We start from the raw sequence: 15,289 nt of genomic DNA on the forward strand, positions 1-15,289 counted from the left end.
GGCCCCCCCACAGGAAAGAATGCTTTTCAGGCTGGTAAGTGGATATTGATCTTTTAAGACAATCTCTTCTTTCATTAAAGTATCTAAATATTTTGGACTTGTTCCAAAATGCGTAACATGTACCTGTTCTGCAATATCCCAAAGATGGGCCGGGTTATCTGGTAAAACCGGTGAGCCATCATACAACAAGATCGACGCATTACTTGCAAGTCCTGATACGAGCCACGGATACATCATCCAGGCTGTGTTGGTATACCAATAAAGCACATCTCCTTCATGGACATCACAGTGTAATTGATGCTCCTTCACATGCTGTAATAAAGTCCCCCCCTACTGAGTGTATAATCGCTTTCGGTAAACCAGTTGTACCTGAAGTATATAAAATATATAAGGGATCACGAAATCCAACTTGTTCAAACTGAGGTACCTGGGCATCATTGTCTATTAGGTCCTCCCAATTGCTTGCATTCGGAATTTCCCCTGCCATAGTAACCACATGTGAGATGCTATTAATTTGCCTGATTGTTTCCTGAACCTTATCCGAAATATCAAAGGACTTTTGCTTATATTGATAGGTTAAATTAGCTAGTAATATTTTCGGTTGTACCTGTCCGATTCGATCAATGATGCCCTTCGAACCAAAATCCGGAGAACAGGATGTCCAGACAGCACCTAGAGAAGCGGTAGCTAGAAGTGCCACTAATCCTTCGATATTGTTGGTAGTAATTCCAGCCACTCGATCCCCTTTTCCTACACCTAACTGTTTTAATCCTGTTTGGGCTTTTGCCACTAATTTGCGTAACTCCAGAAAGGTGACTTGAGCCGTTACTCCTGATTCATCTGCTTGATAGGCAGCAACCTTGTCAGCCTGTCCCAGCAAAAGATTCTCTGCAAAATTAAGCGTAGCCTCAGGGAAAAATATAGCATCAGCCATCGATTCAGCTGGTATATAAGGAGTTTTTCCTTTCTCACCGACAATCCCGGCATAATCCCAAATCTCTGACCAGAATGGACCGATATATGTGGTCGACCATCGGTGTAAACGTTCGTAAGGAAACAATGGCTGTTGAATTTGATTGGCGAATGCTTGCAAATGGGAATTGGAAATGTCTCTCTCTGATGGTTCCCATAATATCGAATTATTTTGCTCTGTTATTTGCAAACTCATGATTATTCCCCCCTCTCTTTGATACCTCAATAAGGATAGCTACACCTTGACCGCCACCCCCCCCACATAATGCGGCAATACCTTTTCCGCCGCCACGACGCTTCAATTCATGTGCTAAGGTAAGTACTAAACGAAAGCCTGTACCTCCAAGCGGATGCCCGATGGCAATTGCTCCCCCGTTTACATTCACTTTATCCCATTCCAGCTGTAATGCCTGACAGCTTGCAATTACCACGCTGGCAAATGCCTCATTTATTTCAAATAAATCAATATCAGCTACGGTCAACTTCTGTTTGTCTAAGATTTTTTTGATAGCGTCGGAAGGTTTCGTGTGTAAACTTGTATCAGGACCTGCCGTTTCTGCCCAATCAAGGATGTGTGCCAGTGGATCAGCATCCAGTTCGTTAGCTTTTTCTGAAGTAGTGACAATTCCTATACTTGCACCATCTGTCATCTGGGAAGCATTGCCGGCAGTTATTGTCCCCTCTTTGGTAAACACAGGTTTTAAATTCGCTAATTTTTCTTCCGTTGTCTGAGGTCGAATTCCCTCATCTTCTTCTAATACACCCTCAAAAGGTATGATCTCTTGCTTGAAGCTACCTTTTGATCGAGCTTCAGCGGCTCTTTGTTGTGATAATGCGGCATATTGATCCTGTTCTTCTCTAGATATTTCGAACTTCTGGTTATATTGATCGGTTAACACACCCATCGATTGATTACTTAGTGAACACCATAAGCCATCATGCAATAGTGTATCTGTCAGTGTCTGATGCCCTATTCCTTTTATTGCTCTAGTCGGGATGAGATGAGGGGCATTCGACATCGAATCGAATCCACCAACAATGTAAAAAGATCCTTCCTCCAACTTGATTCTGCGTACCGCATCAATTACAGTAGCAATACCACCAAGACAAACATTATTTAATGTAAGGGCTGGGGGGGTTTGACTGCTCACTCCAGCTTGATATGCTACGTGTCTTGCAGGGTTCTGTCCTGATCCAGCTTGAATTACCTGCGCCAATAGCACCCCATCGATGTGTAAAGCAGGATATGTTTCTAATAAATACTGTAATGGCCTGCTAGCTAATTGAAGCGGTGTGTAAGCTGATAAGGCACCTTTCCATTTTCCAAATGGGGGGTTCGAATTCCGTCTAAGATAACGATCGACATATATATTGCTCCTTCATTGATTAAGCTGTTTTTATTAAGAAAAAGAAAAAAGCCCTCTTGATAAAAAGAGGACCTCTACACTCTTCTTATCTTTCAGGATTGCTCCTGATGGAATTAGCACCTTTTAAGCTTCCACTTAAAGGTTGCCGGGTTTCTTCGGGCCAGTCCCTCCACCTCTCTAGATAAGACACTCTATTATGTTAATATTCTGATAATTTATGAAAATAAAAAAACTCTCTATTATAATGATAGAGAGGCATTTTGAAAACAATGAATCTCTTATCTTTTCTAAGCATAAAGCCTAGATGGATTTAGCACCTGTATTAAGCAAATACTTAATGGTTGCCGAGGTTTCTCAGGGCCACTTCCCTCCACCTCTCTTGATAAGACAAGATAAATAGTTTAAATTTTCATATAAAAGTATAGTTCACACTTTAGCACGTCTTGAACACACATGTCAACAGTTTTCGACAATATCCTCAACTTCTAATATTTCCCACTATTCATCTTCTTCTAGTTTTTCTAAACCAATTCTGTATAGCTTATCATCATTTTCTTCTGGCTGTCCTCGTCCATCTGTACGATTACTAATAAAATAAAAAAATTCATCATCAATAAATACATCGCGAATTCTGCCATAGTCTGTAATGATTTCTTTATATTCATGCGTTTCTAAATTAAATTCCAAAACTGCGGTACCTCTTAAAGCTGCGACATATAACTTATTATCATGATACGCCATTCCAGATGGCGCCCATATTCTGTCATCTCCAGAGGTAAAAAGTGGTGAAACCATATCTTTCTGAGTTTGATTCCCCCCCTCAATCTCTGGCCAGACATATTTTTGCCCAGCTTCTATTTTATTAATCTCATCATTTGCATTATTACCGTGTTCACTTGCATAAAAAGTGCCAGATGAAGACCAGGCAATTCCTTGAGGATTACGATGACCATAACTATATACATAAGAGTCAGCTTCTGGATTATCAGAAGGAATAGAACCATCGAGCTCCATTCTTAAAATTTTCCCTCCCAGCGAATTAAAATCCTGTGCAATTTGAGCGGTTGAGGCATCACCTGTCGTGATATACAGGCCAATCTCAAGTCTACCACCATAATGATAAGGACCACTTGCGATGTTATCCAGCAGCACGTCATCTTCAGTCCAAATGTTGCCTGGCCTTTCTGTCACATAGATGCTATTTTCATGTTCATCAATAGACCAAGGCACATCTAAGTTTTCAGCTAATACTGTTAAATCTGTTTTTGGCTTTTCTTCTTCCATTGTATGATTTTCATCTTCAGATGGCTGACTTTCCTCTTCATCTGTTGTCTGATTATGGTCTTCACTTGTTTGGCTCTCTTCCATATCCTCATTTAAGGAACAGCCATTAATAATTAATCCAAAGAAAAGAATAGGTGTGAGTAACTTTTTCATCGATTAGCCTCCATTACTTTATTAGAAAAGTCAGGTTTAAGCGCATCATATCAATTTCTGACTGGTTACATCAAGATATTCAAACCTAACTGATTATATTGCTTGTTGACACACGATAAAAAAAGTAAAATAGATTGTAGAAAGGTTAGGTGGAACAAATGAATAATGAACAAACCAATGCAGCATTGCCTCCAAAAACCTGTACCATCGATCGATTGATTACGGTACCTTCTGATATAAACAAAACTTTAGAAGGAAAGAAAACGGCCACAAGACGGAATGGGCGTTATGCAGATATTGGAGAAATAATGAAATTAGAAGATCAACAATTTAGAATAGATCATGTTTATCAGCAAACACTTGGAGAACTTACCGATGAACACGCAAAACAAGAAGGATATGCAAATCTAGAGCAATATAAAGAAGCTATTTTGGCAATGCATCCAGGTATGCCTTGGGCACCAAAAATGAAGGTATGGGTGCATGAATTCAGTAGAATAAATTAAAAATTAGAAAAAGAAGCTCACACTATACATGAGCTTCCTTTTCCCGTTATTAGTAATGATGATTTTCAGCAGCCATTGCCATTGCTTTTGTTGTATGAACAGTTCCAAAAGGATGTTCTGGTGGTGCATAAATCGAATAAAGTTTAAGCGGTTCTTGTCCGGTATTGATAATATTATGCCACTTACCAGCCGGTACCATTACCGCAAAATCATCGCAAACAAACTGTTGGAAATTCAATTGATCTCTCCTGTCCCCCATGAGCACAAGACCCTGCCCTCGTTCTATCCGTAAAAATTGATCTGTATGTGGATGAGATTCCAATCCAATGTCTTCCCCAACACCAATACACATTAATGTTACCTGCAAATGTTCTCCCGTCCATATCGCTGTACGAAACGTATTATTTCTCTTCACAGCTTGATCTATGTTCACTACAAAAGGCTGCTTACCAAAGTCATTGCCATAATAGTTTAAACCATTATTCTGGTAATTAACTTGCTGAGGTAAGGAGGGCTGTGATTGATCATAAAGATGATAATACATATTACATACTCCTTTCATCATTTCAAAGATTCCCTCCATCTTATGTATTGGCCTAATTAAAAGTGAGTATTTCGAAATAAAATGAGCCAATCACTGACTACTAAGTCCTGTAATATGGTTTTAGTAGGTTTCTACTCATATAGATCCAAATGATCGCCAGAATATAACCTAGGATACCACCAATAATATTTAAAATAATATCATCTATATCAAATTGACAATCAGAAATGTTGTTTGTGTAACTTCAACAAGTACAGTTGAAAAAGATACTGCCAGTACTATTTTGCTGAATTTTCGACAACTACGAAATAGCAACGGTAATAACAGGCCTAACGGAAGGAATACCAGTATATTTTCGATAATACTGTTAAATATGACAATCAAAGGAAAATGTTCAGAACCTGTTACATAATGGTATGTATTACTAAAAGGTATTAAATTAGAATTAGCTAAAAAAGATTGAAGAAAAGACACATTTTCTGGCTCTACATAGTAATATCCATTTATATTATTGCCATTTAAAAAACCGAAAAAAAAAGTGCTAACCGCAAAAAGCAGTTAGCATTTTTTTTAAATATTAATTACAATTTTTCCTCTGGTATGATGACTTTCGCTTAACGCATGTGCTTGCTTCAGTCCTGCTTCAGTTAAAGGAAAGCGATGACCTATTTCCACATGTAATTTACCCTGTTCTAATAAATCTGCCAGTTCTTTTAACTGTTCACCTTTTGGAACTAACCATATAAAATCAGCTTTGATATTCTTTTGCTTAGCCTTATCCTGATCAGGCTGACCAGCAATTGTAGCGATTTTACCACCTTCTCCTACTACATTAAAGCTCTTGTCTAAGATATCTCCTCCAAGAGCATCCAGTACAAAATCATAATCTTTTAACTCTTCTTCAAAGTCCTGTTTAGTATAATCAATGACCTCATCTGCACCAAGTGAAAGTAAAAAATCAATGTTCTTTGTACTTGCGGTAGTTGAGACATATGCACCTTTATTTTTGGCAAGCTGAATGGCAAACGTACCAACGCCACCTGCCCCCCCTGCATGGATTAATACCTTATCGCCTTTTTGAATATTACCGAAATCAAAAAGGCACTGGTAAGCAGTTAATGCTGTTAATGGTACTGCAGCTGCTTCTTCAAAACTGATGTTATCAGGAATTGGAGCTAATAAATTTTCATCTACAATGGTATATTCAGCATATGTGCCACGATTAGTTGTCTCAGGTCGTGCGAATACTCGGTCACCTACCTGAAAATCACTCACTCCGTCACCCACTTGATCAATAACACCTGCTGCATCCCAACCTAATATAATTGGGAATTCAAATGGAAGCATTTCTTTTAAATAGCCTTCTCGAAGCTTCCAATCAATCGGATTTATCGAAGTTGCATGAAGTTTTACAACTACTTGATTTTCTCCAGGTGTTGGCTTATCTAACTCTTGCAATTTCAATTCTTCTTTTCCACCATATTGTTCAATTACGATTGCTTTCATTGATCCATCACCCTTTGACTTATAGTTATGAAAAGTTAATCTTACTTCAAATAGCAGATTACCTTCTGCCATTAGAATACCCTAATTTTCTGAAGAAAAAACATATGGAAGTACAAATAATCAAGCTATTATTATGTTGATTTTTTTACCAGTGCATTTTGATCATAACCACGTTTCACCCAGTACCCTATGTGCTCCTGGTCAATCAATTCTATTTTGGTTAACCATTTCACTGATTTATAAGCATAATGCTTGGGGGGGTTATCAATCGCACTGGCCCGCCATTTTCCTGACTAATTAATTCTCCATCTATTAAAACGGCAACCATAATATCATCCGCCAAGGCCTGATTTAGTGGTAATGATTCCGTATATACGCCATCACCTGAAGAGAACTTCACAAACATGGCATCTGACTGAATTCCTGCTTTATTTAATAACTCTTTTAATGGAATTCCTTCCCACGTTACATCATACACACTCCAACCTGTCACACAATGAAAATCGCTTAATTGGGCAGAGCGATTTAATTCTAAAAATTGCTGCCAAGTATAGTTCAATTTTTTATCAACAAGCCCTTCAATTGAAAGAGACCAGTTATCATTAGAAAAGGTTGGCGTTTCTGTAACGGTATAAAAGCGAAAACTGCCCTGTCTTCCATCCGCTGATAGAATTTGATGCTGGGGGGGTGAAGGTAATGGCTTCATATCATTTTCTTTCGTTAATGTTTTGCTGACGTCTCCCCCAGCTTGGCAGATAGGATTGAATCCATTTACCCATTAAAACGAGTGAAATAATGGCGGTAAGTCCACCCGCTACAAATTTCACAAAAGTACGTCGACCTACAAACGGATTACTTTTTTCGATTATGATTGGCTCTTCTTTCCCTTCTGGTGTTGGCTTCTGGAGTAAATTTTTAAACCACAAGCTACGGGTAATACTGTGATAGATAATATATGGCAACCCTACCCATGTAGCGATATCATGTATTAATAACGCATTAGAACTAACAAGTGGTGTCACCGTGGCTGGAAAGGACAAAATCAGACCAGAAATAATTAGTGTAAGTAAAATACCAAGCACAAGATAAACGTTAATGCGATGTTTTTTTCTTTTCCTGAGTGTAAGAAGATGCTTTTTGATTTTTGGTAAATAAAATAAGATTGGCAATATACTTATTATTCCCATCCAGACATGGACATCTTTGATCCAAACTCTTGTTGCTGGAAAGGTGGAACGGAAACTTGCGGAAACTAAAATTAATCCCGTTATACTTAAAACCAGAAATAATAGTGCGTTAGAATGGTGTAAGCGTGTTAATTTCTTTGCGAATTTTAAGTTACGTTGAAAAAATATCTTCCAGTTCATCAGCAATCCCCCCCCATTTTTATTATGAAGCTCTGATTCTCGGATACGTTTGATACTATCATAGTATAAATTTTATAAGAATCATAGGAAGAGAAACTCTAATGTCTAGAAATCACACCAAAATTCAAAACCACTATATAAAGGAAAAGTGTCTTTCATCTCGCTTATAAGAGACAGTTTTTCTCTTTTTTTGTCCTTCATCTCGCATATGAAAGATGCTTTTTTAGCTCACACAACAAAAATAACGATAGGAGAGAAAAAATCTCTCCTATCGTTATTCGCTCTTATTTTAAATGATCTACAGCTGTTCTTTCAATTGCCAGTCCTTGTTTGTAACGGTCCATAAATTGCTCGAAACCTTCTACATCTTTAGGATCTGGTGAGACTGTCTTCACTTCCTGATCAGCAAATACCTTATTATTTAGGTATTCCTCTAAGCTTTCGCTACCATCTTTATTAATCATATAAGAAGCTAGTAATGCAATTCCCCATGCGCCACCTTCACCTGCAGTTTCCATAAGTGAAACCGGGGCATTAAATGCTCCTGCCAGAAGATTTTGTGCTACACCTTCTGTCTTAAATATCCCACCGTGTCCTAATACTTCATCTAGTTCTACGCCTTCCTCCTTAAGAAGGATATCCATACCGATTTTCATGGCACCAAATGCGGTAAACAAGTGTGTACGCATAAAGTTAGCTAGATTGAAATTACTTTCAGAAGAACGGACAAATAGTGGACGTCCTTCTTCAAAATGTGTCATATGTTCCCCCTGAAAGGTAGCCATAGGATAATAAGCCGCCACCATCAGCATCACCTTTAAGAGCCTGATTAAATAGTGTTTCATATAACTTGTTTGCATCAACATTGATACCCATAGCCTTTGAAAATTCTTCAAACACACCGACCCATGCATTCAAATCAGATGTACAGTTATTAGAGTGAGCCATCGCTACAAGACTACCCGTTGGTGTTGTGACAAGGTCAATTTCCGGATGAACCTTAGACAAATCTTTTTCCAAAACAACCATTGCAAATGCAGATGTACCTGCAGACACATTACCTGTACGCTGTGCTATACTATTTGTCGCAACCATACCTGTTCCTGCATCACCTTCTGGAGGGCAAAGTGGGATACCAGCTTGTAATTCACCACTAACATCTAGAAGCTTTGCCCCTTCTTCTGTTAGAGTTCCTGCAGTTTCACCAGCTACTAATACATCAGGGAATATATCTTCTAGCTTCCAAGACAGTTTATTCTCTGCCACTAATTCATTAAATTGACCGATCATTCTTTGATTAAACTTTTTCGTATTTAAGTCAATTGGGAATACACCAGAGGCCTCGCCAACTCCAAGTACTTTTTCACCAGTTAGTTTCCAGTGAATATAACCTGCTAATGTTGTTTGAAACTGGATATCAGCAACATGCTCTTCTTTGTTTAAAATTGCTTGGTAAAGATGAGCGATACTCCATCTTTGAGGAATATTGTAGTTAAACAGTTTAGTCAGTTCTGTTGAAGCCTGGCCAGTAATATTGTTTCTCCACGTTCTGAAAGGAACAAGTAATTCGTCATCCTTATCAAAAGCCATATAACCATGCATCATCGCACTGAAGCCAATAGCACCTACTGATTTTAAGGGAATACCATATTGCTGTTTTACATCCTTGGCCATTTTTTGATAACTATCTTGTAGCCCATTCCATATATCTTCCAGACTATATGTCCAGATATTATCTATGTAGCTATTTTCCCAATCATGCTTCCTGATGCAATTGCCACGTTATCTTCTCCGATTAGCACTGATTTAATCCGGGTAGAACCCAATTCAATTCCAAGTACTGTTTTGCCACTTTCAATGACTTCTTTTACTTGTTTGCTCATAATATTTCCTCCAATAACAAAATGAATTTATATTGATATTACTAATTAAGCGCTCGCCTTAAACCATCTTATGTAATTAAAAAAGCGCTTTCTTAACTAAGTATTGCTATTATGACTAACTTATTAGTATAACTAAATGCAAAAAAATAGTTCTTAAATAAAACCTGCTAATATTTATAACAGATCAAACATTACAAGTTAATTATATCATATCACTTTGTATTAGAGAGCGTCAAACTAAAATTGTCCGTACATGTAACGTAGTGAAAAGGTTTTTCACTCACAAATTTTTAATCTATCCTCTAATTAGACGTGAGTTATCTTTAGTAAAAATACTACTTTTATGGTACATTATTCGAAAAAGGAGTTGTGAAAATGGAAGAACACAACAGATTTTTAAAATTTATCGGTGGTAAAAATATATTTTACATATTACTTTTTTTCATTCTAATTGGAATAATGATATTCCTTTATACAAAAATTTCTTTTATTTTTCACCCGTTCAATGTGATTCTATCTACCATCGCACCACCAGTAATATTAGCATTTATTGCATACTACCTATTAAATCCGATCGTTAATTTACTGGAGAGATTCCGTATCAAAAGAATCTGGGGGGGCGTGATTTTACTTATTTTAGGTATCAGTGGTGCTCTAACTGGACTTATTTTATTGACTGCTCCAGCTATTGAAGCCCAGATCAAAGATTTAGTGCAATCTTTTCCAAACTATTTAAAACAATTAGGTAAAAATATGACAGATTGGGTACAAAACTCATTTTTGGGTCCATATTATGATGAGGGTTATAAATGGGTAACGGATCGGTTAGTTGAACTCCCAGAATTAATTGGCTCTTATATTTCTAACGGATTTCAAGGTATTCAAAATGTTGCGAGTACGATTACAACAACTGTTGTTTCTATTATTACCTTTCCATTTATCTTATTTTTCTTATTAAAAGATGGAAAAAGGTTTCAACATTTTGTTATTAAAATATTTCCACCGAAGTTTCGTGATGATACAAGAAAAATTTTAAATAATATCGATACCCAAGTTGGTTCATATATTCAAGGACAGATTATTGTAGCTACTGTTATAGGAATTTTATTATTTATTGGTTATCTTATCATAGGACTTGATTATGCTTTTACGTTAGCTATTGTAGCAGCTGTAACAAGTGTTGTTCCGTACCTGGGGCCAACCATCGCTATCATTCCTGCTGCCATTATTGCCATTGTCGATTCACCATTTATGCTCTTGAAATTAGTTATCGTATGGATTGCAGTCCAATTCTTAGAAGGAAATTTCGTATCTCCAAACATAATGGGGGAAAACAATGCAGATTCACCCTTTAACGATTATTCTTGTTCTGTTGATAGCAGGTAATTTGTTTGGTGTTCTTGGAGTAATTCTTGGAATTCCAGGCTATGCAATTGTTAAAGTAATTGGTGCATATCTGTTCTATAAATTTCAGAAACGATATAACAAATATTATGGGGGGGAAGACCGCGGAAATTATGAGATAGATGAGTAAGAAAATGCATCTGCTTACGATCACAAGTAAGTAGATGCTTTTTTTATATTTCTAATCAAATATTCCTTTCCTGCATATAATGCAGATTTTAATAGCAAATTAATAGTGTAAGGGTTACCATTACTTAAAAATTGTTCTATAATAGAGTAAAGTTAATCAACTTGAGGGAGTGTAATCCAATGACCACCTATCAAAACTGGGCTAAAAATTATACATACAATGCTAACAAATGGGAAGAACCTGATACGATTGAACAAATGAAAGAAGTGGTAAAGCAAAACAATAAATTAAGAGTGGTTGGTTCACGACATTCGTTCAACGACATCGCAGACTCAGAAGAAACGATGATATCTCTTCAAAAATTTAACCGAGTAATTGGATTGGATAGAGAGCATTTAACGGTAACAGTAGAAGCTGGCATTATCTATAGTGATCTTAGCCATTATCTTCAACAAAATGGTTTTGCATTACAGAATATGGCTTCCTTGCCTCATATCTCAGTGGCGGGTGCTTGTGCTACAGCAACACATGGGTCAGGAAATCAAAATAGTAACCTTTCCACATCCATACGTGAAATGGAAGTAATCTCTTCCACTGATGAAATTGTTACATTTTCAAGAGAAAAAAATGAACAAGAGATGAATGGGGGGGCAGCCGTGAGTCTTGGAGGTTTAGGAGTAATCATAAAACTAACTTTGGATATCGTTCCGACGTTTGACATCAAACAAAATGTTTATGAAAATTTAGCATTTAATGAGCTTGAAGATAATTTTGACAACATTTTTTCTAGTGCGTACAGTGTTAGTTTGTTCACGGATTGGAAGGACGACACCTTCAACTATGCCTGGTTAAAGCATGCGATAACTGCTGACACCGATTCAACAGAAGCAGCTAGTACGTTTTATGGTGCTACACTTGCCATGGAAAAAAGACATCCTATTCCAGGTATTGGGGGGGCGGAGCATTGTACCGATCAATTAGGTATCGCAGGACCGTGGCTTGATCGCCTACCCCATTTTCGAATGGATTTCACTCCAAGTAATGGGCAGGAATTACAAAGTGAATATATTCTCGATCGATCGCATGCCTATCAAGCATTAAAAGCTATCAGCCTGATTCGTGCAGAAATTGCATCACTTCTTCAAATCTCAGAAATTCGCACGATTGCAAAAGATAACTTATGGATGAGTTCGTGCTACAAGCAAGATTCTGTGGCTATCCATTTCACATGGAAAGATGACTGGGAAAGCGTTCAGAAAGTCTTACCGAAAATTGAAGAAGCTCTTGCACCTTTTAATGCTCGTCCACATTGGGGGGGAAAATTATTTACCATGGAACCTAAACAAGTACAATCATTATACGAAAAGTTGCCGGATTTTCAAAAATTACTCCAGCAATACGACCCACAAGGGAAATTTAGAAATAAGTTTATGAATGATTATATTTTTAGCAATCAGTGAAAGAATAAAAAAGAGTAGGAATCTGTTTCCTACTCTTTTTATTTCATATCATTTAGTTATTTCGCAAGCTTGGATTCGATTGAATATAGGGCTTCTAGTTCATTTCTTATAAGTGATAAGACATAATCACGATCTGCTGGATTATTTTCAAAATCTAATTGATCAACGTTAATTTTTAATACTGGAGAAGCGTTATAGGCTTCAAAATATTCTCTGTATTCTTTATTTAGCCTTTCCCAATATGCATTCTCTGTAGCAACTTCATAACTTCTTCCCCCGACTGTTAATCCGACGAATCGCTTCTTCCGTTGATACTTCAAGATAAATCATTAATAAAGGTGGTTGACAGTGTTCAATCATATTTTTAAATAAACTTAAATAAATATCAAATTCCACTTCCGACATTTCTCCATTATCTTTTAACATTTTAGCAAAAATAACATCTCCATAAATGGAACGGTCCAAAATCGCCCGATTGATTTTACTAGCTTTTTTGATATGTCTAAATCGTTCATTCAAGAAAAATACTTGTAAAGGAAAACTGTAACGTTCTCTGTCGTAGTAAAATTTATCTAGTATTGGATTATTAACAACCGGTTCTTCAAATGGTGTATAGCCCAACTCTTTTACAACTATGTCCATTAATGTTGTTTTTCCTACACCGACTACACCATCGATTGTGATCATTTTCCATCCATCTCCTCTTGTCTTTTTCAGTCTATCTAAACAGTTTTCATAAAAGCCTATCATTTTGCTAACTCCTTCTAGAAAACTCCATTCTACATAAATTTATTTGTTCGCTTTACGCACTTTTATACTTTTACCTTTAATCTTTGTATATTCCATCGCTTCTAAGACTAAAGAGCCTTTTCCGTTCAAAATATCAACATATGACCAGTTATCTTTGATCGAAATAATTCCTATATCCTCTGCTGAGACATTGGGAATATTGGAAATCGTACCGACAAGATCGACTGCGCGAATTTTTTCCGTTTGCCACCGTTAAAATGAAGTTTGATAATATCCTGGTTTATTCTTGCTGATTTATTATTTTTAACAATACGACGTTCAGCCATTTTTTGATTGAACGCTTCTTTCGCTTCTCTTACTTCCGCTCTTGAAGGTGCTTCATTTACAGTAAGCCCAAGACCGATATAGTTTTCAATCGATTGTAAGTACCTTTCCTCAGTAGGAGTAACGAAAGTGATAGCTTGTCCCCTATTACCCGCACGACCTGTTCTTCCTGTTCGGTGGACATAGCTTTGTTTCTCTCTTGGTATATCAAAGTTAATAATCAGGGAGACATTATCGACATCGATTCCTCTAGCCGCCACATCTGTTGCAACAAGATATCGAAACTCTCCTGATTTAAAGCCTTCCATGACAGAGAAACGTTTATCCTGTTCAAGGCCACCATGAATTTGGTCACACGTATACCCTTCTTGCTCTAACTCAACAGCTACTTCATTTACACGTTCCTGCGTATTACAAAAAATGATACAGCTATCCGGGTTCTCCATAATCGTCACGTCTTTCACCAGTGCCAGTTTCTCATCCCTCTTTACTTCAAACAAACGGTGCTCAATACTGCCACTGCTATCATCTGAAGGAATATCGACCTTGATCGGGTCACCCATATATTGTTGGCAAAGCTTTTCAATTTGTTCAGGTATCGTGGCGGAGTAAACCATCGTTACTCTGTTGGCTGGAAGCTGTTTAATGATTGCCTCTACTTCATCAATAAAGCCCATTCTTAACATTTCATCCGCTTCATCAATGACAAGATATTTTACTTGATCTAGATCCAGGGTTTGTTGTTCAATATGATCATTCACACGTCCTGGTGTACCTACTACTACATGGGTTTTTTGTTTCAGTTCATCCTGTTGAATCGCAAAAGGCTCTTTTCCATACAAGGCAAGTGACTTTATTCGTTTAAATCGACCGATATTGGCAATATCTTCTCGAACCTGGGCAGCCAGTTCTCTAGTTGGAGTCAGTACTAATGCTTGCACATTATTTTCCAGCCATTCGATTTTTTCACAGATCGGTATCGCATATGCAGCAGTTTTACCACTTCCGGTTTGGGATTTCACAATTAAATCCTTACCGTCCAATGCTTGTGGAATTACTACTCTTTGTACCGTGTTGGGATGTTGTATTTTAATACGTCAAGTGCCCTTTTTATATCTTCATTTAGTGGATAACTTTTAAAGTTTATCTCATTCATTGTTTACCCTCATTTATCTTTATATTTACCAGCCTGCTAATCCTGTCAATTAAAGTTCTATTTTATACTATTTACTCCGAGCATACATCATATTCACAGACTATTTGATCTTATTATATTTTAATTTTTAGAAAAATAAAAAGGACTCTATGTAAGAGCCCTTTAATTATTATGCTTTTTGAACGTTAGTAGCTTGAGGTCCGCGTTGGCCTTCCTCAGTATCAAACGTAACTGTTTGACCTTCTTCTAATGTTTTGAATCCGTCACCTTGAATAGCTGAGAAATGAACGAATAAATCTTCTCCACCTTCTACTTCGATAAAACCAAAACCTTTATCTGCGTTAAACCATTTTACTGTACCTTGTTGCATAATTGTTTCCTCCTGCGTGGAATTTTCTCCACATTTTAATACTATTATTGCTCAATCAAGATAATAAGGTGAAAAGTATTAATGTCATTCTTTTCTCTTAACCATTACCGAAC

At 37.1% G+C, this 15,289-nt stretch carries 14 protein-coding genes, 3 pseudogenes and 2 riboswitches; of the genes and pseudogenes, 3 read left to right on the plus strand and 14 right to left on the minus strand.

Features of this window, described 5'->3' with window-relative positions; genetic code table 11:
* From JCM21714_RS20930 to JCM21714_RS04625, 4 genes are all read right to left on the minus strand, one after another.
* A partial coding sequence (locus JCM21714_RS20930; protein WP_369403467.1) for an AMP-binding protein occupies positions 1-309 on the minus strand: 309 nt, incomplete at its 3' end.
* Positions 284-1,168, minus strand: a complete 885-nt coding sequence (locus tag JCM21714_RS04615; protein WP_052000391.1) for an AMP-binding protein — start codon at positions 1,166-1,168, stop codon at positions 284-286. The genes JCM21714_RS04615 and JCM21714_RS20930, both read right to left, overlap by 26 nt.
* The gene (locus JCM21714_RS04620) at positions 1,140-2,342 is read right to left on the minus strand and encodes a thiolase family protein (RefSeq protein ID WP_235182631.1); all 1,203 of its coding nucleotides are present in this window, start codon (positions 2,340-2,342) and stop codon (positions 1,140-1,142) included. Before JCM21714_RS04620 ends, JCM21714_RS04615 begins: the two co-directional genes overlap by 29 nt.
* A 79-nt stretch (positions 2,343-2,421) precedes the next feature.
* Positions 2,422-2,527, minus strand: a riboswitch (SAM riboswitch).
* An 87-nt stretch (positions 2,528-2,614) separates the two neighbouring features.
* Positions 2,615-2,728: riboswitch (SAM riboswitch) on the minus strand.
* Between the two features lie 109 nt (positions 2,729-2,837).
* Complete coding sequence (locus JCM21714_RS04625) at positions 2,838-3,776, minus strand: PQQ-dependent sugar dehydrogenase (RefSeq protein WP_035722202.1); 939 nt, start codon at positions 3,774-3,776, stop codon at positions 2,838-2,840.
* A gap of 158 nt (positions 3,777-3,934) precedes the next feature.
* Here JCM21714_RS04625 and JCM21714_RS04630 point away from each other — a divergent pair, with 158 nt between their 5' ends.
* Entirely contained in the window at positions 3,935-4,282 is a 348-nt protein-coding gene (locus tag JCM21714_RS04630; protein WP_035722205.1) for an ASCH domain-containing protein, read from the plus strand.
* A 49-nt stretch (positions 4,283-4,331) separates the two neighbouring features.
* Here the strand turns inward: JCM21714_RS04630 and JCM21714_RS04635 are convergent, their stop codons facing one another.
* The 6 genes and pseudogenes from JCM21714_RS04635 to JCM21714_RS04655 form a co-directional block, all read right to left on the minus strand.
* Entirely contained in the window at positions 4,332-4,826 is a 495-nt protein-coding gene (locus JCM21714_RS04635) for a cupin domain-containing protein (protein ID WP_084040584.1), read from the minus strand.
* 204 nt (positions 4,827-5,030) lie between these two features.
* Positions 5,031-5,300, minus strand: a complete 270-nt coding sequence (locus JCM21714_RS23760) for a VanZ family protein (protein WP_369403468.1) — start codon at positions 5,298-5,300, stop codon at positions 5,031-5,033.
* Positions 5,301-5,396: 96 nt separating this feature from the next.
* On the minus strand, positions 5,397-6,332 hold the full coding sequence (locus JCM21714_RS04640; protein ID WP_035722402.1) for an NADP-dependent oxidoreductase: 936 nt from the start codon (positions 6,330-6,332) through the stop codon (positions 5,397-5,399).
* Between the two features lie 229 nt (positions 6,333-6,561).
* Positions 6,562-7,038 carry a molybdopterin-dependent oxidoreductase gene (locus tag JCM21714_RS04645; protein ID WP_052000392.1) on the minus strand — a complete coding sequence of 159 codons (477 nt, stop codon included), beginning with the start codon at positions 7,036-7,038 and terminating at the stop codon, positions 6,562-6,564.
* Between the two features lies 1 nt (position 7,039).
* Complete coding sequence (locus JCM21714_RS04650) at positions 7,040-7,699, minus strand: cytochrome b/b6 domain-containing protein (RefSeq protein ID WP_035722209.1); 660 nt, start codon at positions 7,697-7,699, stop codon at positions 7,040-7,042.
* A gap of 284 nt (positions 7,700-7,983) precedes the next feature.
* Positions 7,984-9,582, minus strand: a pseudogene (locus tag JCM21714_RS04655) (xylulokinase).
* A 375-nt stretch (positions 9,583-9,957) separates the two neighbouring features.
* Here JCM21714_RS04655 and JCM21714_RS04660 point away from each other — a divergent pair.
* Positions 9,958-11,116: pseudogene (locus tag JCM21714_RS04660) on the plus strand (AI-2E family transporter).
* A 179-nt stretch (positions 11,117-11,295) separates the two neighbouring features.
* Complete coding sequence (locus JCM21714_RS04665) at positions 11,296-12,576, plus strand: FAD-binding protein (protein ID WP_035722212.1); 1,281 nt, start codon at positions 11,296-11,298, stop codon at positions 12,574-12,576.
* 56 nt (positions 12,577-12,632) lie between these two features.
* Here JCM21714_RS04665 and JCM21714_RS20940 read toward each other — a convergent pair whose 3' ends face one another.
* From JCM21714_RS20940 to JCM21714_RS04680, 4 genes and pseudogenes are all read right to left on the minus strand, one after another.
* Complete coding sequence (locus JCM21714_RS20940) at positions 12,633-12,896, minus strand: deoxynucleoside kinase (RefSeq protein ID WP_235182613.1); 264 nt, start codon at positions 12,894-12,896, stop codon at positions 12,633-12,635.
* Positions 12,838-13,326, minus strand: a complete 489-nt coding sequence (locus tag JCM21714_RS04670) for a deoxynucleoside kinase (RefSeq protein WP_235182614.1) — start codon at positions 13,324-13,326, stop codon at positions 12,838-12,840. Before JCM21714_RS04670 ends, JCM21714_RS20940 begins: the two co-directional genes overlap by 59 nt.
* 39 nt (positions 13,327-13,365) lie before the next feature.
* Positions 13,366-14,806, minus strand: a pseudogene (locus tag JCM21714_RS04675) (DEAD/DEAH box helicase).
* A gap of 169 nt (positions 14,807-14,975) precedes the next feature.
* Entirely contained in the window at positions 14,976-15,176 is a 201-nt protein-coding gene (locus JCM21714_RS04680; RefSeq protein ID WP_035722213.1) for a cold-shock protein, read from the minus strand.
* Positions 15,177-15,289 lie beyond the last annotated feature (113 nt).

Source organism: Gracilibacillus boraciitolerans JCM 21714 (genome assembly GCF_000521485.1).
In the GTDB taxonomy this organism is placed as follows: Bacteria; Bacillota; Bacilli; order Bacillales; family Amphibacillaceae; genus Gracilibacillus; species Gracilibacillus boraciitolerans.

Coding starts and splice junctions, on each gene's coding strand:
- JCM21714_RS04630 (WP_035722205.1), top strand. CDS start 3,935: ATGAATAATGAACAAACCAATGCAGCATTGCCTCCAAAAACCTGTACC.
- JCM21714_RS04645 (WP_052000392.1), bottom strand. CDS start 7,038: ATGAAGCCATTACCTTCACCCCCCCAGCATCAAATTCTATCAGCGGAT.
- JCM21714_RS04625 (WP_035722202.1), bottom strand. CDS start 3,776: ATGAAAAAGTTACTCACACCTATTCTTTTCTTTGGATTAATTATTAAT.
- JCM21714_RS04635 (WP_084040584.1), bottom strand. CDS start 4,826: ATGTATTATCATCTTTATGATCAATCACAGCCCTCCTTACCTCAGCAA.
- JCM21714_RS04640 (WP_035722402.1), bottom strand. CDS start 6,332: ATGAAAGCAATCGTAATTGAACAATATGGTGGAAAAGAAGAATTGAAA.
- JCM21714_RS04670 (WP_235182614.1), bottom strand. CDS start 13,326: ATGATAGGCTTTTATGAAAACTGTTTAGATAGACTGAAAAAGACAAGA.
- JCM21714_RS04665 (WP_035722212.1), top strand. CDS start 11,296: ATGACCACCTATCAAAACTGGGCTAAAAATTATACATACAATGCTAAC.
- JCM21714_RS04650 (WP_035722209.1), bottom strand. CDS start 7,699: ATGAACTGGAAGATATTTTTTCAACGTAACTTAAAATTCGCAAAGAAA.
- JCM21714_RS04680 (WP_035722213.1), bottom strand. CDS start 15,176: ATGCAACAAGGTACAGTAAAATGGTTTAACGCAGATAAAGGTTTTGGT.
- JCM21714_RS04615 (WP_052000391.1), bottom strand. CDS start 1,168: ATGAGTTTGCAAATAACAGAGCAAAATAATTCGATATTATGGGAACCA.